Below are 21,573 nucleotides of genomic sequence, written 5' to 3'. Positions count from 1 at the left end.
TAGCAGAGCCGTTAGGCGGGGTTTCTTTATTGACGCGTCTGCCCTTCCAGATACAAGTGCTGTGCCACACCCGACAAAGCCAAAAGCAATGGATTCACACAAACAATTACCAAACAGACATTTAACTCCTTACTCAATTTGCATTCCATCGATTAACAGGCGGAATGCGCCGACGTACTGCCGCAAGCCATCACGGTGCACTAGTAGCACAACCAAGTCAAGTCACCGGGCAATTGCTCGACGGACTACGGCTGTAGCACCGTAGGCCGGCCGCACCGCTGGTGTCTGCGCAAAGCAGCCGTGTTGGCCACGTCATCACTTTCAGCAAACTCAGTGCAACGGGATAACCTACTAGCCAGCAGCGCATGCGGTGCATTACCTTGCGCAAGCCCAGCAGTGGGCTTGGGTTGTTTCACTTCCGGCGTCGCGCTATGCAAAACCTGTTCTTCGAATTCGTATTTCTGGTCCTCATTATTCTGGCGCTGGTAATGCTAGCCACCCGAATGCGGCTGGCCTACCCCATTGTGCTGGTGCTGGGTGGGCTGGCACTGAGCTTCACGGGGTGGTTTGCCAACATTGGCATCGACCCGGAAATCGTGTTTCTGGTGTTTCTGCCGCCGCTGCTCTACGAGGCAGCTTGGCAGGTGTCGTGGAAGGAGTTTTGGAAGTGGCGGCGGGTGATTACAAGCTTTGCGTTTCCGGTGGTCATCATCACTTCATGCATTGTGGCGGTGGTATCGCATGCCCTTATTCCGGGGTTCACGTTGGCGCTGGGGTTTTTATTGGGCGGCATCGTGTCACCCCCTGATGCCATCTCGGCCACCACCATTATGCGGCAGGTGAAAGTGCCACGCATGATGGTCAGCATTATTGAGGGCGAAAGCCTGCTGAATGATGCCTCTTCCCTGATTGTGTTTCGTTTTGCGCTAGCGGCGGTGCTCACGGGGCAGTTTGCGTTCAGCCAGGCGGCGAGCAGCTTTTTCCTGGTTATTGTGCTGGGCACGCTCATTGGGGTGGGACTGGGGCTGGTATTCTATGCCATTCACCGCTGGCTGCCCACCACACCAAGCATCGATACGGTGCTGACCCTGCTCACGCCCTACTGCCTGTATTACGCCGCCGAGCATTTCCATTATTCGGGAGTGTTGGCAGTGGTGAGCGGCGGCCTGCTGCTATCCAGTAAGCGCAACACCATGCTGACTTACCGCAGCCGGATTGAAAGCATTGATGTGTGGTCCGTGCTGAGTTTTGTGCTCAATGGACTGGTTTTTCTGCTTATTGGGCTGGAGTTGCCCACCATCACGCAGCAGCTCGGCGACGGAGGGCTAAGTTCGGCCATCGGCTACGGCCTGCTTATCTCCTTCACGCTGGTGATGGGCCGGTTGCTGTGCTCATTTGGCGCGGCGGTGTTTACGCAGGTAGCCAGTCGCTTCATCACGGTGGCCGATACAAATCCGGGCTGGCGGGGGCCGCTGGTGTTGGGATGGGCCGGCATGCGCGGGGTGGTGTCGCTGGCGTCGGCGCTGTCCATTCCACTACTCACGCCGCAGGGGCTGCCTTTTCCCTACCGCAACCTCATCTTGTTCATCACTTTCGTAGTAATTTTGGTCACGCTCGTTTTTCAGGGGCTGACGCTGCCTTGGCTGATTCGGAAGGTTGATCTAGGGGCCCGATATGTTACCATCCCGGAAGAGCAGCAGGAGCTAATTCTTCAAAAGAAGCTGGCCCAGCAGGCATTGCGCTACGTGGAATCGGTAGCCACCCCCGATAGCCCATCCAACGACTACCTGCACAATCTGCGGGCGCGCCTTCTGCTCGACACCAGTTTCTTTGCCCAGGAACTGGAAACACCCGGCAGTCCATCAGATAGCGCCCTGCACCACTTCCATCAGGCTTATCTGGAGCTGCTTGACCAGCAGCGCTCTTTGTTACACGAGATGAACCGTCACACGGAATTCGATGAGGAAGTCATTCGAAAGTATCTCACCATCCTGGATTTGGAAGAATACAAGCTCCGCGAAAAACAGCTACTAAAGCCTGATTCACAGTAGCTCCTCCCCTACTATCAATTGGCTTTTATCTAATAAAAAGGCGTTAAACGGCCGAAGCGGTTTATCTATACGCAGCAGCCCGAATAAGGCGAAGTCAACCCCCATTTTGTTGGTACCAGTGTGATAGTGTTCAATTCGGCAAAGAAGCCACCCGTCATCTGGCACAGGTTCAGAGCCTGGTGAAAGTTATCCTAGCGCCGAGCCAGATATATACCCTCGCGGTTAACGGAGGTCAGTTGCACCTCTTGTAAAAGCTAGTTGAAGGTGTGGAAGCTCATAGTAGCAAGGTGGCTTTTCTAATGGGTCGTCTGCGATGGCGCGCACACCCACTGAGTCAGGCTGTCGCCACGCTGCACCGTGAGCGCAATGCCGTGGGCTGGTTTACGGACCACATCCCCAACACGCAGGTACTGGCTGAGCTGCTTACCTTCCCGCTGTTCATACCCAGCATGGAGCTGCCCAGCAGTTGTGGTCATCAAGGCAAAGGCATCGAAGTCATAGCGGGGAGATTTCTGGCCGTTTAAGAAGAAGGTGCGCTGGCGCTTACTCATAAAGGTTCCGGTGATGCGACCCGTGAGTGCCGTATCGTACCCGACTTCGGCGCGCGGGAAGGCGGCCCGTAGCCCATAGAAAAAGCCCAAGTAAAGCATCAGAGCCACAGCACCGAGTGCGAGAATGCGATTGGTTGACATGCCCGCAAGATAGCGCTGTCAGCATTCCAGTAGTCGGGCGTGAGCTACTAGGTCTGGCCGACGTGGAAGCCGGGCCTCATTCGGGCAGCACCACCTCAAACGTAGTGCCGACGCCGGGCGTACTGCGCACACCCAACGAACCGCCGCGTTGCTGCACGAGGGCTTGGATGATGTGCAGGCCCAACCCAACGCCGACCCCGTCGGCAACGAGCCGGGTGAAGGGCTGGAATAAGCGTTGCCCGTCCTGGGCCAAGTCGATGCCGCGCCCATTGTCGGCCACCGTCAGCACAACGCCTGCGCCCCGGGGCTGGCTCTGCACCCGAATAACGGGGGCCCGGTCCGGAGCACGGTACTTCAGGGCGTTGCTCACCAGGTTTTTTAGGATGCTTTCCAAATAGGCGCGGGGGTAGCGCACGGTAGGCGCGGCCCGGAAGTTGGCCGTGAACTCGCCCTGGTGCTGGTGGAGCAACGCGGCGACTTCAGCCTGCACGGTGGCGTACACGTCGGCCAGCGGCACAGGCTCCACTTCGACAACGGCTCCGTGCTGGGCCTCCAGCAAGTGCAACAAACCCTGGGTGGTACCAAATAACCCCCGCACTTCCGCTTCCATCAACGCCACGAGGTGGTCGCGGCCGAGGCCGGGGGGTTCTTCGCGGTGCGCTTCGAGCAAGCTGAGCAAGTTGTTGGCCGGTTCCTTGAGGTCGTGGGCCACGATGTGAACGAAGGTATCGAGCGAGGCATTGGCTTCGCGCAGGGCTTGGTTCAGTTGCTGGGCCTCGTGCAGGGCGGTGGCCCGCGCTAAGGCCCGGCCTGCGTAGTCGGCCACCAAGGCAAGGAAGGTCCGGTAGGCCTCATCCAGCGGGCGGCGCGGGCTCAGCCCCACAATCAACAGAGAAGTGGCAGGGCCAGCGGGTACTACCGGCAGGGGCAAGAGCAGCGCCTGCGTGGGCGTTTCCGGCCGCGCACCCCAAGGCCACACGCCTGCAAAGCGCTCGGGCAGGTCTTCTACGAGCAAGGGGCTGCCGCAGCGCAACGCTTCGGCCACGGGCCATTCGAACGGGCCAGCCGCTGCTGGGTCTGTGGGCAAGGTAGCGGGCGCGGTGGGCTCCCCGGCGGGTAAGCCAAACCAGGCGCGCAGGTGGGCATGGGCCGTCGGGGGCTCGTGGGTGTAGAGCAACGCGAACGGCGCGTCGCCGCTATTGGTGGCCAGGGCCGCGATGATGTGCTGGGCAACCTCCGCCGGCTGCGCCGACGTGGCCGTTTGGGCCGTCAGGTGGCTGAGCAGGGCCAGTCGGCGCTGTTGTACCACCGTGCCGGTCGTTTCCAGCGCTGTGACAAAGATGCCGCCCACGGTACCATCCTCGGCGTAAATCGGGCTATGCGAGAACGTAAAGTATGCCTCTTCTACAAAGCCTTGCCGGTTGGGCAGCACCAAGCTGTTCTCAAAATAGGTCGTCTCCCCGGCCAGCACCGGCCGGAAGATGTCGAGCAGGAAGGGCCACATTTCCCGCCACCACGGCTCGGCGGGCTGGCCCAGAGCGCCGGGATGTTTGCTCTGCAAAATGGCGGCATAGCCATCGTTGTAGAAATGCACCAGTTCCGGCCCCCAGTGCACCATCATCGGGAAGCGCGAGCCCAGCATGATGTTGACGGCTGTCAGCAGGCTTTGAGGCCAAGCGTCAACGGGCCCAAGCAACGTCTGCGACCAGTCGAGTTGCCGGATGCGTTGGCCCATTTCGCCGCCGCCTTTAAACAGTTCAAATGTCGTCATCAGCGGCAAAGAGCAAGGCAGCAAAAATCAGGACAAGGACGTTAGAGCAGGGATTAATATGAACAGCGAGTAAGACAAGCAAGAACCCTGTTCAGCAACCCAACGCTTATGGCAGCAAATAACGCCACATTGAAATAATAAGCGGCCCCACCAGCGCCACGGCGGTGCGCAACTCCTGCTCGGTGCAGTGGAACCGGATAGACCAATACTCCATTTCCTGCAACTGGTTCAAGCTGAACGGAGACTGCTGCTGGTGCCGGTGTAAAGGTGGTGGGGAATAGATGGCAGTTCAGGTAACTACCGTCTAAGCCACGTGTAATGGCCTCTGAAGAGAGAAACCCACCACATTGATTGCAAATAACTTGCGCCATCGTTTCCACTAATATGGCGCGAATCTCCGTTATAAACTAGTCCACCCGTTAAAGCTTGGAGCGAATCCAGAGAGCCAGCAAAGACCTAACCTCTACTTAAGCGGCACAAACTCCAACGGACGCTGGGCAAGCTTCTCCAGGTCCGTCTGGCGCACCCGGGCGTAAAAAAGATACAGTTGCACGCCGCGGTCATAAAAGTGCAAATCGACGAATTGCTGCCCGCTGTCCGAAGGCAGAATGCCTTTTAGGGCCTGCGGAGACTGCAGGGCCGGTTTGGTCGGGTTGGTGTCGAAGACCAATCCACGCAGGCGCCGCGCGGACCGCAGAGAATCCGCGGGAACTGGTTGGTCGCGTTGATTATACGCAGGAATAACGCCCCGTTCGAGGCGGGCAACGAGCGTATCCGACAATGCTGGCTTCCACGTGCGATTGGCAGCGAAGTCAACTACCTTGTCACTGTCATCCAATGAATAGCTCAACGGCAGCTTCGACGCGGCGCAACTTGTAAGTAGGGCAGCAGCAAGGCCATAAATGTAAAGACCAGGTCGGAACAGCGGCATGGAGTGAGGAGTAAAAGAAAGCAAAGCGCGAGAAAGTGTGGGACAAGAAAAGGTCGCTCTGGAAGCAACGAATTTACTTCACCACGGTGTAGGGCACCCGCAAGCGGAAGGTGGAGTCGCGGCTGCTAATGCGGACCGTAATGCTGCCATCCCAATAGGTTTGTAGCCTGGTGCCTTGCCTAAGTGCGGATGTAGGCAATTCGACGTGGCCAATGCCATCAGGCCCTACGGGTATGGGCCGTCCGTTAACCATCATAGTCAAGGCACCGGGCTGGAACCTGGCCTGCGCTACCTGCACCTGGGCGCGGTAGGTGGCCCCCGGGCTGATAGAGCTAGTTTGGGCACTCACCATGGTGTGCAAGGCAGAGCGCAAGCGGCTGGGAGTAAGCTTGGCACTCATCCTTGCCAGAGCCGTTTCTTCTTGAAGCAGCAGCTCCGTTTCGTAGCGGGACAGCGCTACCAGCGCCCCTGCTAGTGTCGTATGCTCAAAGTCAAACGGGGCGAGGGCGTATTGCCCTGGAGCCCGTGTTGGATGCTCGCTGGTGGTTGCATCTGTTTGCTGCAGCAGGTGCTCATAGTTGCTTAGTCGTTGCCGCAAGCTGTCGGCAGGAACCCGCATAAATTCACCGACGGCGCCACGGGTGGCCAACTGCTCTAGCAAGTCCGGGCCATGCGTGCGTTGATTGAGGCGCTCCCGCAGGCTACGCAAATACCAAGACAGCGCACGGGCGCTGTCGTGCAGGGCTCGCGCCTGGCTCAGCACGGCCTGGTCGGCCGGTCGCATGCCGGTGGCATGTGCCTGAATTTCCATTTGCTGGAATTGGCTCGCATTTACTTTAGATAGATTGTCGTTGCCACCGAGTAAGGCGCCTTCCAGCTGATGGAGGCGAACCACGGATAGCTGCTGCGAGGATGGGCCCTGGCAGCTAAAGGCAGTTCCAGCCAACGGCAGCAACAACGCCAGGCGCACTAGGCGCTCGGCACAGTCGGTGACGGAAAAGAACACGTGCAAGAGGGTCCTAAGCTTCATCGGGCCTCAATTTGATAAGGTACGCGCAACGGAAACGAAACTTTGCGGCCACGGTAAGTGCCCTGAATCGTACCCTGCCAGGAAGCCGCGCCCGGTACCGCGTCTACGGGCACCCGAAAGTCGACTTGCCCATTTCCGGTAACGGGGTTCACTGTAAACGATGCGCCATTAGCGCTCAAGCGCAGGTGCTGCACGTTGGGCGAGGCAGCAGCAAGAAATAGCCGCGCGCGATAGGGCTCCCCTGCCCGTACCTCTTCGGCTTCGGCAACCGCAGCGGGCGCAATCTTGTCAAAGAACAATCCCACGGGGCCCATGCGCTCAGCCAGCTTGGTCAAGGCCTCGTGTTCAACACGCAGCACCTGCTGCTCGTGCAAGCCCAACATGGCCGAGCTGCCCGTTGGGGTATTTTCCTCAAAATAGAATTGCCCAAAAGAATGATCATTCAAACGTCGGCCGGCCACGGCTTGTATATCCAAATCATCTTTGACGTCCAACCCAATGGCCGCACCGATGTCGGGGACATGCCCGCGCACGTACTGGCTGTAATCGCGCAGCCGTTGGCGCAGCGTATCGGCCGCGGCACTGCTCACCGGACCCGGCCGCTGCCGCAAGCGGTGCAGGTAGACCACTTCCGTATTCGTGCGGGCGCGTAAGGCCAGCGCCTTCTGTAACACATCGCTGTCGGCAGCGCCATTATGCTCAAAAGCTTCGGCCATCCGGTCAAGCTGCTTATTAGAGGCGCGGGCCTGTGATTGGTTGAGGGCTTGCAGGGTGGCATTTATTTGCTCCAGATGCACCTCGTCCGCGTCCGAGGCAGCAGGCTGGCATGCTTCTAGGCAGCCAATCAGCAGAATAGCGCAACGCGTGGCGATACGCAACGTTAGGTGCTGCATAAATGAGACAGGAAGCCATAAGGGCGGCAGTTACGAATATAGTGCTTATGGGTGCCACTTGCTGAATGATGTATCACCAACAAACTGCCGAATTTGTGCTTTAAAGCGTTTTAAGCAAAGGGGGGTACTTGCTGCGAGCCGAGACGCAAACTGGCAGCCGAGAGAGGAAAGGCATACCAAGAGAAAGCCCCACATAAATCAATGATTTATGTGGGGCTTTCTCTTATTGTAGCGCTCCCTCCTGGGCTCGAACCAGGGACCCTCTGATTAACAGTCAGATGCTCTAACCGGCTGAGCTAAGGAAGCTTTTTCTATTCCGAAACCCGGTTGTTGTTGTTTCGGAGTGCAAATCTACAACGGCTTTTCAGAGATGTCCAAGGCCGCCGCAAGTTTTTTTCAAAAATTTTACGCAATTCTCAGTTTATAACACTCAGGGTATTGCCTTGCACACTCGTAGCGTACTGTTTTAGAGGGCGTGACGTGGGGCCGCCGGTAATTTGCCCCTGCAAGTCAAATTGTGAATTGCAGCAGGAATCCCGCATAAAAAGCCGCGAACTTCGGTCCAAGCTTACTGTGGAGCAAGCACTGTAGGGTTGATAAGGACAGTTTCGCTCAAATGCTAAGTAGCTGTTGCCGCTCTGCCGCACCACAATCACGCCTTTCACGCCGCCAGCGCCAGCAGGGCCCTGCACGGGCAGCATTACGGCCCCGTTAGGAGACCGCAGGTTCACGTATTCCTGGTTGGCGAGGTTGATGCTGAGGTTTACCGGCGCGTAAGGAATGAGCGGCTGTTCGTCGTTTTTTGAGCCACAGGCCGCAGTAGCTAGTAACGCACAGAAACCCAAGGGCAAGAGCAGACAACGCATATAGGCGGGAATTATCGGTTAATAGCAAGGCTGTAACAGTTCTGTCAACTGCGGCTGCCTACTGCTTGGTTTCAGCGCCAACGAAAACCAGTTGTCATTATTTCTTGAACAGCGAATTCACGAACGTGTGGCGGTCAAATAGCTGCAAGTCCGTCATTTTCTCCCCTACCCCAATGTAGCGCACTGGAATACTGAACTGGTCCGAGATGCCAATGACCACCCCACCGCGGGCAGTGCCGTCGAGCTTGGTGATGGCCAAGGCGGTGACTTCGGTGGCTTTGGTGAACTCCTTGGCTTGCAAAAAGGCATTTTGGCCGGTGCTACCGTCAAGCACCAGCAACACCTCGTGCGGAGCATCGGGAATCATCTTCTGCATTACGCGCTTGATTTTGCTCAGCTCGTTCATCAGGTTCACCTTGTTGTGCAGGCGGCCAGCCGTGTCGATGATGACCACGTCAGCCCCCATTTCCACGCCCTTTTTCACGGCATCGAAAGCTACGGAAGCCGGGTCAGTGTTCATGCCGTGGCTCACTACGGGCACGCCCACACGCTGCCCCCAGATAATAAGCTGGTCGACAGCCGCGGCGCGAAAGGTGTCGGCAGCACCCAACACAACTTTTTTGCCGGCCGAGTGAAAGCGGTGCGCCAGCTTGCCAATGGTGGTTGTTTTGCCCACGCCATTCACCCCCACTACCATGATAACGTAAGGCTGACCGGTACTGCCCGCACTGTCCAGCACGGCTGTAGAGCCCGAGTTATTATCCTCCAGCAAGGCTACAATTTCCTCGCGCAAAATGCGGTCGAGCTCGCCGGTACTCAGGTACTTATCGCGCGCCACACGGGCTTCGATGCGGTCGATGACCTTAACCGTGGTTTCGATGCCTACATCGGCGTGTACTAGCAGGCTTTCCAGGTCGTCGAGCACCGACTCGTCCACGGTGCTTTTACCCACCACGGCCTTGCTAAGCTGCTCGAAGAAACTCGTTTTGGTTTTTTCCAACCCGGCATCAAGCGAGGCTTGCTGGGCGGGGGTTTCCTTGTCTTTTTTAAAAAAATCGAAGAGGCCCATGGGGGTTCTGTCATGCTGAGCTTGCGAAGCATCTTATCACGTTCGCAGTACTCGGATTAGAAGGGGGCGCTGACGAAAGCTGCCGTGATAAGGTGCTTCCTTCGTCAGCATGACAGGGGTATTACACGCAAAAAGTCCCACGAAGGTGGGACTTTTTAAACTTTTAAAACCAGATTGGCTGACAACTTATTTGTTGCCGGTAGCCAGATAGTCCTGCACTTTGTCAAGGAGAATCATTTCCTCCTTGAAGGTATAGGCACCGGTTTTTTCCGATTTCACGGCACGAATCACCTTAGCCCAGTTCTTGGCATTCTCGGTGGTTTTCAGCGTAGCAACTACTTTCTTAGCCATTGTTCAGGTTATTTAATTTCCTTGTGAACAGTCATTTTCTTGAGGATGGGGTTGAACTTCTTCAACTCGATGCGCTCAGGGGTATTTTTGCGGTTCTTGGTGGTGATGTAGCGCGAGGTGCCCGGCATCCCCGAGTTTTTATGCTCGGTGCATTCCATGATAACCTGCACCCGGTTTCCTTTCTTGGCCATCTCGACGGGGGTGTATGTTTTTAATTTTAGGACTGCAAAGGTACAGGGATTTTTGGGAATGGCAAAACGTTATGCCGCAACTTTCAGTCGGAGAAGCAGAACGGGGGTAATCTTATGTGCAAGAATGCCATGCTGAGCGCAACCGAAGTACCCCACCCGCTTCGTTTAACGATTGAATTGCCACCACAAGCGAGATGCTTCGGCTGCGTTCAGCATGACGGGCTGATTTTGGGCATGTATTCACCCTCATTTCAACTCCGGCAGCTTAAACCCTTCCAAAGCGCTGGGCTCGGCCATGAGTTTTTCAATGTCGGCCACGGTGCGGGGGGCTTCAGCGGAAAGGTTTTCGTAGCCGGTGGCGGTGATGAGGGCATCATCTTCGATGCGGACGCCGATGTTCCACCATTTGGGGTCGCAGGGCGAGCCGGCAGGGATGTAGATGCCGGGCTCGACGGTGATGACGTTGCCGGCTTGCAGGGGAGCGTAGTTGCCGCGGTCGTGTACGTCGAGGCCCAGGTAGTGGCTGGCGCCGTGCGGGTAGTACTTGCGGAATTCCTCTTTTTTCCTGATGATGCCGAGCTTGACCAGTCCGGAGGCTACCACTTCTTGGGTGGCTTTGTTAGGGGCGTTGAACTCGGCGCCGGGACGGCAGGCAGCGAAGCCAGCCTCTTGGGCGGCCAGCACCAGCTCGTAAACCTGGCGCTGAGCGGGGCTGAACGTGCCAGAAGGCGGCGCGGTGCGCGTGACATCGGCTGAGTAGCCATGGTATTCGGCACCACAGTCCATGAGCACGAGGTCGTTGTCGAGGTGCTGGCGGTCGTCGGTTTCATAGTGCAGAATGCATGCATTGGCCCCGCCGCCCACAATGCTGGGGTAGCCCTGGAACTCGGCGCCGTAGCGGCGGTACACGTACTCGTGCAGGCCCTGCACTTCCATTTCACCCATTTCAGGGCGCAGCAGCTTCAGTACTTCGCGCTGGCCTTGGGCGCTGATGCGAACGGCGCGGCGCAGCAAGGCCAGCTCTTCAGGCGTTTTAATGGCGCGCAGGCCGTCGAGCTTTTCGCCCAACGTGGCATCGTCGAGGCGACCGGGCGGGTGGGCTTCGATGGCGGCTTTGCGGGAGGCATCGGTGGTAGCGGCCAAGAAGTCTTTTAGCAAAGGGGAAGCGCTCAGCGCTGGGTTTTTCTTAATGGCTTCGCTGATAAAGCCACTGGCAGCCTTGCCATCGCGTAGCCCGTAGCGGCGGGTCATGTTCTCGGCTTCGGAAACGGTGGGGTTGTAGTTGTTGGCGAGGCCAGCCTGCTGGCGAAAGGTATTCACTAGGCTATAGAGGTCGGCGGGATTTTCGGCATCGTCACGGGCATCGGTGGGCAGGCCATCGAACAATACTTTGTCGAAGTCAGCCCACTTGATGCCGGCGGCTTCAAAGTCCTTGTTATCGGCTGCAAACTGGAACTGAAGTTGGTTTTTGGCTCCTATGGCGCCTAGGCGGCGGCCGGTCCACGACTCGCGGCGCGGGTCGCGGGGCTGGGTGAACAGGGCTTCGGTCACGCCGGCCTGGCCGCCCACGGTGCGTGGCTCCTTGAAGAGCAGCAGCACAGCATCGGGCTCCTCGTAACCGGTGAGGTAATAGAAATCGGGGTTTTGGTGGTAGACGTAGCTTACGTCATTGGCCCGGTTGCGAACGGGTGCAGCGAAGAGTACAGCAACACTGTGCGGCGGCAACTGTGCCCGCAGCAGCTCGCGCCGCTGCTTGTGGAAAGCAGGCGACAGAAAATCGGTGGGCCGGGCCGGGGCCGGGTTTTCCACAATGGGCTCGGGAATAGACGTAGGCGTTTGGGCCGTTGCAGTGAAGCTTGCCAGCAGCAAGCAGCCTCCCATACAAAACTGATGAGCAGACCGCAGCCTCAGCAGCGCTGGCAAAGAAGGAGAGAAACGGTGCCGCATAAAAATCAGGCAGTACAAGTAAAACCAGGTGATAGTGCAAGATAGCCGGTAACAGACAACGCCAGCGCCGATACAGTTGCCTGGGTAGACAACTGTATCGGCGCTGGCGTTGTAGAATAATCGGTGAGAAGTATAAAGTAATGCGCTTGACTGCTGTGGCAATCCGTGCTGTTACCCGGTACTCCCTACTACTATTTAGTAAACGATGAAGCCCTGCTCTTTGGCCTTCTTCAGGACCGACATGATGCCGTTCTTGTTGATGGTGCGGATGGTGGAGGTAGCTACTTTCAGAGTAACCCAAGCGTCTTGCTCAGGGATGTAAAAGCGCTTTTTCTGCAGGTTCGGATAGAACTTGCGCTTGGTCTTGTTGTTAGCGTGCGAAACGTTGTTACCAACGCGGGTACGCTTGCCGGTCAAATCACAAACACGGGCCATGATATCGGAGGGTTAATTAGTTACAAAGCAGGGAAACGGGCCGCAAATATCGGCAAAAGTCTGGCATTCACCAAACACCCGGGCTTATTTCTGGTCAGAAGGGCCCGGACGGGCTGGCTTTGGCTTAAATTTCCAGGGACAGTGGCGGCAGCCGCTTCCACAGCACGTGCCCCGCCGCAGGTGGTATTGCTCGGTGAAGACAAGGTAGCCCTCGGGCGTGTAGTAGAAATCGCCGGGCTGAAGCGGCTGAGGAACGGGCGCGGGCATGGATGAATCAAAGTTAGGACCGGGTGCGTTGAATGAGTAGCAAGCCGTACCTTGTTCCAGCAATCTACACATTCGTTCTATGAAAACGTCTACTTCTTCTGTTCAGTCGCTGTTGGCCGGCTTAACTCTGCTGCTGGCGTTGCCAATTGCTGCTCAGGGGCCTACACCAGTGGTGTTGACGGCTGCTACCGCTCCAGCCGGCGTACGCCCGGCCCTGTCCCGCGACGAAACCGCACTGGCCGACCCCGTGCGCGAGGCCCTGCGCACACTCCCGCAGGCCAAGAAGAAGTTTCTGGCCGGCCTGCCTATCGGCGACCAATTCCTACTATCGGTCCGGGTGATTGCGACGGATACCAGCTTCCGGCAGGCTTCGGCGCGGGTGCTGGGCTGGCACGGCAACACGGTGCAGGCGCTGCTACTGCCAAGCCCTGATGCAGCTCCCAAAACAGAGCCGACGCCCGTGAGCTTCCCCGAGACAGCGGTAGTGGACTGGACTTTGCTGCGGGCCAGCGGCCGCGAAGAAGGCAACTACGTGGGACGGTACATTGATACGTCGCGGCAGGTAGAGAACATGCCATTTCGGTAGACTGATGCCACCTTGCGGGCGGGAAAATCGTAGTTTCGTGGGCTCATCAACTTTCCCACCTGCTTTATGAATACGTCCTCCTCCCCCACCGCCACCAGCAGCCGTGCCGAGCAGCTTATGCAGCTCGAAGACCAATACGGTGCCCACAACTACCACCCGCTGCCTGTGGTGCTGAGCCGCGGCGAAGGTGTGAACCTGTGGGACGTTGACGGCAAGCACTATTATGATTTCCTTTCGGCGTATTCGGCCGTCAACCAGGGACACTGCCACCCGCGCATTATTGGGGCACTCACCAAACAGGCCCAGCAGCTTACGCTTACGTCACGGGCATTTTTCAACGACCAGTTGGGCGCGGCTGAGAAGCAGCTGTGCGAGCTGTTTGGCTATGATAAGGCTCTGCTCATGAACTCCGGAGCCGAAGCCGTGGAAACCGCCTTGAAACTGGCCCGCAAATGGGGCTATCAGGAGAAAGGCATTGCACCAAACATGGCCCGCATTATTGTGGCCGAGCATAACTTCCACGGACGTACTACGGGCATCATTTCCTTTAGTACTGACGGCGATAGCACGGGTGGTTTTGGGCCGTATATGCCGGGCTATCAGGTGGTGCCGTACGATGATTTGGCGGCGCTGGAAGAGGCAGTTAAGGAACCGCACGTCTGCGCGTTCTTGGTGGAGCCCATTCAGGGAGAAGCCGGCGTGATGGTGCCTTCGGAAGGGTATTTGAAGCAGGCAGCAGCTATTTGCCAGGCGCACAATGTGCTGTTTATTGCCGATGAAATCCAGACCGGGCTCGGCCGCACGGGTCGCATGTTGGCCTGCGACTACGAGGGCGTTGACCCTGATATCCTCATCTTGGGCAAGGCCCTGAGCGGCGGCGTACTGCCCGTGTCGGCGGTGCTGGCCAATGACATTATTATGCTCACCATTCAGCCCGGACAGCATGGTTCTACCTTTGGCGGCAACCCACTGGCCTGCGCCGTGATGCGGGCGGCGCTGGACGTGCTGGCAGATGAAAAGCTGGCTGACAACGCTGCCCGACTGGGCGAAATTTTCCGCGAGCGCATGTGCCAAGTGCAGGCCAAACGCCCCGAAACTGTGGACCTGGTGCGCGGCAAAGGCCTGCTGAATGCCGTGGTTATCATTCCTGCTGAAGACGGCCGTACTGCTTGGGACGTGTGCGTAAGCCTGATGGAACGCGGTGTACTGGCCAAGCCCACGCACGGCGACATTATCCGCTTCGCCCCGCCCTTGGTGATTACGGAGGAGCAGTTGCACGCAGCCTGTGACGTGATTGAGGAAGTTATTCTATCCTTCTGAGCGCGAGGTTTCGCAAGGTTAAAAGAGGTTTCGCTAGGTTTGATGTTGTGTTGACTCCGTTCATCAGCTCTATTTACGAAACCTCTTTTAACCTTGCGAAACTCCGCGCTATCGTACTGGGAGCATCAATCCTTCTTCGGCCCCGCTGATGTGGCCATTATCGGGGCGGGACTGGTGGGCCTCACAGCAGCGCTGTACCTGAAACAGCGCCGGCCCAGTTGGCGCGTGGTGGTGCTGGAACGCGGGGCGCTGCCAAGTGGCGCGTCGACCAAGAATGCGGGCTTTGCTTGTTTTGGGTCGGTTTCGGAATTGATTGAGCAGGAAAAGCGCGGCGACTTGCTGGCCGTGGTGTCTGCTCGTTGGGAAGGGCTGGCGCGGCTGCGCGAACTGCTTGGCGATGCCGTACTCAACTACCAGCCGGTGGGTGGCTACGAGCTTTTCCGGCACGAAGAAGCAGCATTGGCAACTGAATGCCGCGAGAAAATCAACTACTTTAATTCCCTGCTGGCTCCCGTAGTGGGCCACGGCTACACCTTTCGGGATGCCAGCGCCGAGGCCGCACGTTTTGGCTTTGGAGGCGTGGAGACACTGCTTAAAAACGAGCACGAAGGCAGCCTCGATGCGGGCCGTATGATGCGGGCGCTATTGGGCCGGGTGTGGGCAGCCAACATACCGGTGCTCACCAACTGCGCAGTAGAAACCATTGAAACAGCAACGAACGGGCATCTGCTACGGCTTGCGAACGGGGCTACGGTTGAGGCGGGGCAAGTGCTGCTGGCTACTAATGCCTTTGCGGCGGAGCTGCTGCCGGAGCTGGCCGTGACGCCCGGCCGCGGCCAAGTGCTGGTGACGGAGCCGCTGCCGGATATCAACCTGCCGGGCACGTTTCACTACGACCGCGGTTATGCGTATTTCCGCCAACTGGCCGACCATAGAATATTGCTGGGCGGTGGGCGCAATCTGGATTTTGCGGCCGAAGCAACTACTGCCCCCGGCCTCACCACGGCGGTGCAAGGCTACCTCGAAAATTTACTGCATGAGGTGATTATGCCCGGCCGGAAGCCCCGCATCGATTACCGCTGGAGTGGGGTGATGGGTTTCGGACCGGCCCTGGCACCGATTATAGAGTGGGCACGGCCGGGCGTGTTGGCCGCCGTGCGGTGCAATGGCATGGGCGTGGCGCTGGGTGCGGGCACCGGCTGGCGAGCCGCCCAAATGCTAGCCGGTGCATAGCGAAAACCCAATAAAACTCGTAGAGCACAGTTCAGATTTCATTTTCGGCTTTTTCCTATGCCCGTTGCTACGCATCTCCGGTTGTTTTCATCTCACTTGCTACCACTGCTGCTAGTAACAGCGGGCTTGGTGAGTAGCTGCCAGACCAGCCGGGCCAGCTTTGCCTTCCAGCCAGCCCCAAACCGGACGCCCCCGGTAACAACAGTTGTTCCAGCAGCTGCCACGCCAGATTCCGCTGCGACAACGGTAGCTGTGGCAGCAACCAGCCTTGGTGCGTCGCACGTGCCGCAGACACAGGGAAAGGCACGGCAGCCGGTGCATGTCACGCGAATAGCGGCCGTAGCAAAAGCAGTTTTTGCTCCTAAAGTCGGTCATTCGAAGGCCTCGTCGCAACGGGCACTACTACACCGGCCGCACAGTACTGCCGAAGCGGGCTTGGGCACTACGGTACTGGGCGTACTGGGACTAGTAGTATTGCCTATTGCCCTGATTGGACTGGCCATTAGCGGAGGCGGGCTGGTATGGGCCATTGTGGCGGGTGCGGCAGCGCTGGCGGTGCTGGTGGCCTACATCGACCCGTTTGGGCGGTAGTCTGAGGTTTGGGGCGAACTTTGCGGCGCGTTTCTGCTTTGTACGTAACGTTCTTTTTTCATTTTCAGGGGTTGGCTCATGGCCTTGCCCTTCCAGAATATGCTCCCAACCCACCGCCCCCGCCGCAACCGCAAGTCCGCCGTTATCCGTGACATGGTGCAGGAAACCCGCCTCACTGCCCACGACTTCATCTACCCCATCTTCATCACCGAAGGCCAGAACCAGGCCGAGGAAATCAAGTCGATGCCCGGCATCCACCGCTTCACAGCCGACCGGGTGATTGACGAAATCGGGGCTTGCGTGGAACTAGGCGTGAAGGCCTTCGCGCCCTTCCCCAACATCAACGAAGTGCTGAAGGACCCCATGGCCCGCGAAAGCACCAACCTCGAAGGTCTCTACCTGAAAGCGGTGGCCGACATCAAGCGCCAGTTTCCGGAGGTGGTTATCATGACCGATGTGGCCATGGACCCCTACAGCTCCGACGGCCACGACGGCGTGGTGGACCCCGATTCGGGCGAAATACTCAACGACGCCAGCTTGGAAGTGCTGGGCCAGATGGCCCTGGCGCAGGCTCGGGCCGGGTCTGATATCATTGGGCCGAGTGATATGATGGATGGCCGCGTGGCCTGGATTCGGCGGGTGCTGGATGAGAATGGGTTTTCGCACGTTAGCATTATGAGCTACACGGCCAAGTACGCCTCGGCTTTCTATGGTCCGTTCCGCGACGCTTTGTCATCGGCCCCCAAGAAAGGCGACAAAAAGAGCTATCAAATGAACCCTGCCAACCGCCTCGAAGCCCTGCGCGAGTTGGCGCTGGACGAAGCCGAAGGTGCCGATATGGTGATGATTAAGCCCGCTTTAAGTTACCTCGACATCATCCGGGAAGTAAAAAACCACACCAACCTGCCCGTGACGGCCTATAACGTGAGCGGGGAATACGCCATGATAAAGGCCGCTGCTCAAAACGGCTGGGTTGATGGCGAACGCACAATGATGGAAGTGCTCATGAGTATCAAACGCGCCGGGGCTGATGCGATTTTGACCTATTTCGCCAAGGAAGCTGCTGCGGTGCTACGGCGCGGCTGATTTGATTCGGGAGTTGACACAAGCTTCAGATTAAGCTAAAATCTGAACGCTATCAAAAAGGCCGTTCTGGTAACCAGAGCGGCCTTTTTGATTCTGACGGGAAACCATTTACTAAAAATATTGGTATTAAAAACTAAAATCTGTAGCTGATTTAAATTGCAATGCGTAATATTGTAGCATCAAAGGCTAAACCATCTTCCAATGGCCTTGAATGAAACAATCTCAGCAAACCATTTTAGCAAACCATCATGACTCAGTCCCGTTTTCTGTATCGCCACGGCGATGTATTGATTGCTCCGGTTAATGCGCTGCCTGCTGGTGCTTCGCCCCGTTCCGGGCTGGTGCTGGCGCATGGAGAGCACACCGGCCACACCCACCGTATTCAGGAGTTTGGCGCGGCGAGCTTGTATGTATATGGCAAAGAGCTTTACTTGCTGGTTTCGGGCCCAAAGGCCACGGTGGTCCACGAGGAGCACCGGCCTATTGAGCTGCCGGTGGGCGTGTACCGTGTCTGGCAGCAGCGCGAGTATACCCCCACGGCCATCCGAACCGTAGTAGACTAAAAAAACCTGCCGCTCAATGTTCAGCATCAACGCCCGAGGCCGGCAACTGCGCCGGCCAGCCGCTCCCGCCCCGCAAGCCGCGGAGCCGGCCGCGCCTTTCAGCCCCCGCCCGGCCAGCCCGCCGCCGGCCTTCGCCCCTACCCAGCCTACGGGCCCGGTGCGGACGACACCCGAGGCGGCGCGGGCCCTGCTGCTGTCGGGTCGGATGCCGGATGAGCTGATTGTGAGCGGCGCGTTGCGGCTGAACGGCGAGCAGCGGCTGCGCGAATTACCTCTCTTCTTGGAGTGTACGCACCTGGAGGTGAACGACTGCCCCAACCTGGAGCTGATGCCTGAGCGCCTACGAGCCACCAGCGTGCAGGCGGCCCGCACCGCCATACGGGAGCTAACTGGAGACTGGCTGGTACGCGAAACCGTGAACCTGAGCGGCAGCCGGCAGCTTCGCCGGCTGCCAGAGCGCCTCACGGCCCGCTCGCTGGATGTGACCAACTGCGCGCTACTAACCCAATTGCCGGCAACGGTGCACCTCACCCATTGGATAGAGGTGGCTGGCAGCGGCCTGACTGGGCTGCCCGGCGGCCTGCGTGTCAACATTCATTGGCAGGGCACGGCGGTAGATGAGCGCACCGCCTTCCGGCCCGAAGACCTGAAGGGCGTGGATATCCTGAACATCCGCAACGTGACGCGCCGGCGCGTGCTACTGGAGCGGTTCGGCCTCGACCGGTTTGTGCAGGAGGTGGGTGGCCTCATCATCGACCGCGACCGGGACACGGGTGGGGAACGGCAGCTCATCAGCATTCCGCTGGAGGGCGATGAGGCCATTGTGGTGCTACGCGTGATTTGCCCATCTACGGCGCATACCTACGTGCTACGGGTCCCGCCACACATCCGTAGCTGCCGCCGGGCGGCGGCCTGGCTAGCCGGGTTCGAGAACGAACACGACTATCAGCCGCTGATTGAAACGTAGGATGGGCTTTTAGTCCGCATCCATTGATACACTACGGGATAACTGCCAAACTGGGCAAAGTCGCGGGCTGAAAGTCCGCGCTACGGGGCACTCGCGTGCTGAAATCCAAGCTTTCTGACTACTTTTCCTCGCTCCTGGCTCGGATGGCGAGCCGGAGCGCCGTTTCCTTTACAATCTTACCTTTTTTCCTTTCACCTATGCAAATAACGCAGCAGCCCACCAACCCAGTGCTTCTTGAAAACATGGCCGACACGACCAGTCTGCTATTAAATTTTCGTGAAGACGTACCCAATCCGCAGCGCCGGCCGCTCAACGTAGCCCTCGTCATTGACCGCAGCGGCAGCATGGCCGGAGCCCCGCTTCGCTACGCGCTGCAAGCCGCGTCCGACTTTGTGGACCGCCTCACGCCCGATGACCGGCTGAGCATTGTGGTGTATGATGACGTGGTAGGCACGCTGCTTGATGCGCAACTGGTGACGGATAAGGCCGCCATCAAGGACATTCTGAAGGGTGTGCGGGCCGGCGGCCTTACTAACCTGAGCGGCGGCTGGCTGCGCGGCTGCGAACTGATTGCCAAGCACAAAACCGACCAGCACGTAAACCGCGTACTTCTCCTGACGGACGGGCAGGCCAACAACGGCATCACCAATCCGGCGGTACTTATCAAGACGGCCAGCACGAAGGCGGAGGAAGGCATTACGACCACCACGCTGGGTTTTGGCAGCCATTTTGAGGAGGATTTGCTGATTGGTATGGCCCGCGCAGCTGGTGGCAACTTCTACTTCATTCAGTCGCTGGACGATGCGGCCGACGTGTTTGGCATTGAGCTGGACAGCCTCAAGGCCATTGCGGCCCAGAACCTGACCGTGACGCTCACGCCCATCGGCAGCGCCGAAATTGACGATATTCTGAGCCTGGCCCGGCAGGAAGCGCAGCCCGATGGCCGCATGGTGCTGCACCTGGGCGATGTGCACGAGAACGAGGACAAGCTGTTGGGCCTGCAGTTGCGGCTACCGGCGCTGCCCGCTGGTGCCCACCAGCTGCTGCACATTGCCTACCGGGCCGATGCCATTCGCAACGGCGGCATCGAGGCCATTACAGGCGAGCATACGGTGCAGGTCACAGCAGGCAGCATTGAGGCAGTGGCAGCTGCTTCGGATGGAGGTGTGATGCTGGATTTGGCCCGTCTGCGGATTGCCCGCGATAAGGAGCGGGCCGTGGACCTTGCCGATGCCAGTAAGCACGCCGAGGCCGAAGCCCTGCTGCACCAGCTGGTGGCCGAGCTAACCGCCAAGGGCCTGCACGAGCACTTCGAAATTGCCGAGGAAATCGACCAAATTAACCACTACGCCCAGCGCATCGCCAGCCGCCACCTCGACAACGAGAGCCGGAAGGAGCTGCGCGACCAGGCTTTCCAGGGCCGGCGGGCGCGAACCGACTTGGCGGGCCGCGGCGTGAGCGTGGACCAAGCGGCGCACGCACTGCCGGTGGTGAGCGAGCCCGGTGCGGGCGTGGAGTTGATGTGCTTCCGCGAAGGCGGCAAGCTGCGGGTGCGGGTGGTTTCGGATGGGTATGAGGACCTGAACATTCAGTTCCCCCGCGCTATTCGGGCCGAGGGCGCGCACTACATCGTGGAGGAATTGGAGCGCAGTGCGGACGGCACGTTCTACCGGGCCAAGGGCAATATCACGCGCCTCGTGCGGCCGGGCGAAACCGACCCGCTGGCCGGTGGTCATTATGGCTCGTCGCGCAGCCGGAGCAGCAGCGGTGGCAGCACGCGGGCAGCCAAGCCCGCCACCACACTGGCCGATTTGGAGGAAACCGACACCATCGGTTCGGGCATTCTGATTCAGTGCGTGAAGGACGGCAGCAAGCTGCGCGCCCGTGTGGTGAGCGACGGCTTCGACCCGAACTGGAACATGCGTTTCCCCCGCGGTATCCGCGACGAAAGCACGCTGTTTGTGGTGGAGCACGTGAACACCGCGCCGGATGGCAAGTCCTACATTGCCAGCGGCGACATTAAGAAATTCGTGCAGACGACGTAAGGGGCACCTCACCCCAGCTTCCTCTCCGACGGAGCGGAGGTGCGTTCAATAACAGTAAAAGCAGCCCGGGGGCCCTGACGTATCAGGAGCTTCCGGGCTGCTTATTTTGTCGAAACTCTGCCGAAGCCCTTGTGTGCTTTGGCAACTAAAATTCTTTGCTATGCTTCTTGTTCGCCGCGCGGCTTTGGCTGATGTTCCTGCTATTCTTGCCCTCGTGCGCCGATTGGTGCCGCTGATGCAGGCCAACGGTAATTTTCAATGGTCAGCCGACTATCCAAACGAAGGCGTTTTCCTTGCTGATATCGAGCAAAATCAGCTCTGGGTGGCGGAGTTAGATGGCGCGGTGGCTGGCGTAGCCGCTCTCACCCAGGACCAGGACGACGAGTACGCCCAGGCCGACTGGGATGTGACCGAACCGGCCCTGGTAACGCACCGCCTGGCCGTGGACCCAGCCGCACAGGGCAAGGGCGTGGCGCTGGCCCTGATGGAGCAAGCCGAAAAACAAGCAGTAGCGCAAGGATTGCAGGTATTGCGAGTAGATACCAACTCCGAAAATGCCGCCACGCAGCGGCTCTTCCCGAAGCTGGGCTACCGGTTTGCGGGCGAAATCACGCTGGCATTTCGACCGGGGCTGCGCTTCTTCTGCTACGAGAAGCAGCTGGCCTAGGGGAAGGCCGGTTGCGGGCCA

At 58.6% G+C, this 21,573-nt stretch carries 23 protein-coding genes and 1 tRNA gene; 10 read left to right on the top strand and 14 right to left on the bottom strand.

Going from position 1 to position 21,573, the window contains the following annotated elements:
- Positions 1 to 431 precede the first annotated feature (431 nt).
- Positions 432 to 2,051 (top strand): Na+/H+ antiporter, encoded by a 1,620-nt coding sequence (locus J4E00_RS24920; protein ID WP_208178088.1) that lies wholly within the window; start codon positions 432 to 434, stop codon positions 2,049 to 2,051.
- 296 nt (positions 2,052 to 2,347) lie between these two features.
- Here the strand turns inward: J4E00_RS24920 and J4E00_RS24915 are convergent, their stop codons facing one another.
- From J4E00_RS24915 to J4E00_RS24850, 14 genes are all read right to left on the bottom strand, one after another.
- On the bottom strand, positions 2,348 to 2,743 hold the full coding sequence (locus J4E00_RS24915; RefSeq protein ID WP_208178087.1) for a hypothetical protein: 396 nt from the start codon (positions 2,741 to 2,743) through the stop codon (positions 2,348 to 2,350).
- A gap of 76 nt (positions 2,744 to 2,819) precedes the next feature.
- Positions 2,820 to 4,514, bottom strand: a complete 1,695-nt coding sequence (locus tag J4E00_RS24910; protein WP_208178086.1) for a sensor histidine kinase — start codon at positions 4,512 to 4,514, stop codon at positions 2,820 to 2,822.
- 106 nt (positions 4,515 to 4,620) lie between these two features.
- On the bottom strand, positions 4,621 to 4,746 hold the full coding sequence (locus J4E00_RS30345; RefSeq protein ID WP_410779765.1) for a DUF3606 domain-containing protein: 126 nt from the start codon (positions 4,744 to 4,746) through the stop codon (positions 4,621 to 4,623).
- A 231-nt stretch (positions 4,747 to 4,977) separates the two neighbouring features.
- Positions 4,978 to 5,445 carry a hypothetical protein gene (locus J4E00_RS24900; RefSeq protein WP_208178084.1) on the bottom strand — a complete coding sequence of 156 codons (468 nt, stop codon included), beginning with the start codon at positions 5,443 to 5,445 and terminating at the stop codon, positions 4,978 to 4,980.
- A 73-nt stretch (positions 5,446 to 5,518) separates the two neighbouring features.
- A complete protein-coding gene (locus tag J4E00_RS24895; protein ID WP_208178083.1) occupies positions 5,519 to 6,451 on the bottom strand; it encodes a hypothetical protein in 933 nt (310 codons plus the stop codon).
- A gap of 20 nt (positions 6,452 to 6,471) precedes the next feature.
- Positions 6,472 to 7,368, bottom strand: coding sequence for a hypothetical protein (locus tag J4E00_RS24890; RefSeq protein WP_208178082.1), 897 nt, complete (start codon positions 7,366 to 7,368; stop codon positions 6,472 to 6,474).
- Between the two features lie 232 nt (positions 7,369 to 7,600).
- Positions 7,601 to 7,674, bottom strand: a tRNA-Asn gene (locus J4E00_RS24885).
- 110 nt (positions 7,675 to 7,784) lie between these two features.
- A complete protein-coding gene (locus J4E00_RS24880) occupies positions 7,785 to 8,234 on the bottom strand; it encodes a hypothetical protein (RefSeq protein ID WP_208178081.1) in 450 nt (149 codons plus the stop codon).
- 97 nt (positions 8,235 to 8,331) lie between these two features.
- On the bottom strand, positions 8,332 to 9,303 hold the full coding sequence (gene ftsY / locus J4E00_RS24875) for a signal recognition particle-docking protein FtsY (protein ID WP_208178080.1): 972 nt from the start codon (positions 9,301 to 9,303) through the stop codon (positions 8,332 to 8,334).
- A 186-nt stretch (positions 9,304 to 9,489) separates the two neighbouring features.
- The gene (locus J4E00_RS24870) at positions 9,490 to 9,654 is read right to left on the bottom strand and encodes a DUF4295 domain-containing protein (protein WP_208178079.1); all 165 of its coding nucleotides are present in this window, start codon (positions 9,652 to 9,654) and stop codon (positions 9,490 to 9,492) included.
- 8 nt (positions 9,655 to 9,662) lie between these two features.
- A complete protein-coding gene (gene rpmG, locus J4E00_RS24865; RefSeq protein WP_046245291.1) occupies positions 9,663 to 9,845 on the bottom strand; it encodes a 50S ribosomal protein L33 in 183 nt (60 codons plus the stop codon).
- A gap of 246 nt (positions 9,846 to 10,091) precedes the next feature.
- Entirely contained in the window at positions 10,092 to 11,726 is a 1,635-nt protein-coding gene (locus J4E00_RS24860) for an aminopeptidase P N-terminal domain-containing protein (protein ID WP_208178078.1), read from the bottom strand.
- 261 nt (positions 11,727 to 11,987) lie between these two features.
- Positions 11,988 to 12,227, bottom strand: coding sequence for a 50S ribosomal protein L28 (rpmB, locus tag J4E00_RS24855; protein WP_044003635.1), 240 nt, complete (start codon positions 12,225 to 12,227; stop codon positions 11,988 to 11,990).
- 84 nt (positions 12,228 to 12,311) lie between these two features.
- Positions 12,312 to 12,494, bottom strand: coding sequence for a DUF5522 domain-containing protein (locus J4E00_RS24850; protein ID WP_208178077.1), 183 nt, complete (start codon positions 12,492 to 12,494; stop codon positions 12,312 to 12,314).
- Between the two features lie 79 nt (positions 12,495 to 12,573).
- Here J4E00_RS24850 and J4E00_RS24845 point away from each other — a divergent pair, with 79 nt between their 5' ends.
- The 9 genes from J4E00_RS24845 to J4E00_RS24805 all read left to right on the top strand — a co-directional run bounded on the left by J4E00_RS24845 (position 12,574) and on the right by J4E00_RS24805 (position 21,552).
- Positions 12,574 to 13,080 carry a hypothetical protein gene (locus J4E00_RS24845; RefSeq protein WP_208178076.1) on the top strand — a complete coding sequence of 169 codons (507 nt, stop codon included), beginning with the start codon at positions 12,574 to 12,576 and terminating at the stop codon, positions 13,078 to 13,080.
- A gap of 66 nt (positions 13,081 to 13,146) precedes the next feature.
- Entirely contained in the window at positions 13,147 to 14,400 is a 1,254-nt protein-coding gene (rocD, locus tag J4E00_RS24840; protein WP_208178075.1) for an ornithine--oxo-acid transaminase, read from the top strand.
- 93 nt (positions 14,401 to 14,493) lie between these two features.
- Positions 14,494 to 15,633 carry an NAD(P)/FAD-dependent oxidoreductase gene (locus tag J4E00_RS24835; protein ID WP_208178074.1) on the top strand — a complete coding sequence of 380 codons (1,140 nt, stop codon included), beginning with the start codon at positions 14,494 to 14,496 and terminating at the stop codon, positions 15,631 to 15,633.
- A gap of 57 nt (positions 15,634 to 15,690) precedes the next feature.
- Complete coding sequence (locus J4E00_RS24830; protein ID WP_208178073.1) at positions 15,691 to 16,224, top strand: hypothetical protein; 534 nt, start codon at positions 15,691 to 15,693, stop codon at positions 16,222 to 16,224.
- A gap of 99 nt (positions 16,225 to 16,323) precedes the next feature.
- The gene (gene hemB / locus J4E00_RS24825) at positions 16,324 to 17,310 is read left to right on the top strand and encodes a porphobilinogen synthase (protein ID WP_208178072.1); all 987 of its coding nucleotides are present in this window, start codon (positions 16,324 to 16,326) and stop codon (positions 17,308 to 17,310) included.
- Between the two features lie 248 nt (positions 17,311 to 17,558).
- On the top strand, positions 17,559 to 17,873 hold the full coding sequence (locus J4E00_RS24820) for a hypothetical protein (protein ID WP_208178071.1): 315 nt from the start codon (positions 17,559 to 17,561) through the stop codon (positions 17,871 to 17,873).
- Between the two features lie 16 nt (positions 17,874 to 17,889).
- Entirely contained in the window at positions 17,890 to 18,840 is a 951-nt protein-coding gene (locus J4E00_RS24815; protein WP_208178070.1) for a DUF6745 domain-containing protein, read from the top strand.
- Positions 18,841 to 19,037: 197 nt separating this feature from the next.
- Positions 19,038 to 20,885, top strand: a complete 1,848-nt coding sequence (locus tag J4E00_RS24810; protein ID WP_208178069.1) for a vWA domain-containing protein — start codon at positions 19,038 to 19,040, stop codon at positions 20,883 to 20,885.
- A 160-nt stretch (positions 20,886 to 21,045) separates the two neighbouring features.
- Complete coding sequence (locus J4E00_RS24805; protein ID WP_208178068.1) at positions 21,046 to 21,552, top strand: GNAT family N-acetyltransferase; 507 nt, start codon at positions 21,046 to 21,048, stop codon at positions 21,550 to 21,552.
- Positions 21,553 to 21,573: the final 21 nt, after the last annotated feature.

Origin of the sequence: Hymenobacter negativus, assembly GCF_017571495.1 — a bacterium.
Lineage (GTDB): Bacteria > Bacteroidota > Bacteroidia > Cytophagales > Hymenobacteraceae > Hymenobacter > Hymenobacter negativus.
This window is presented reverse-complemented; position numbering and strand designations above follow the sequence as displayed.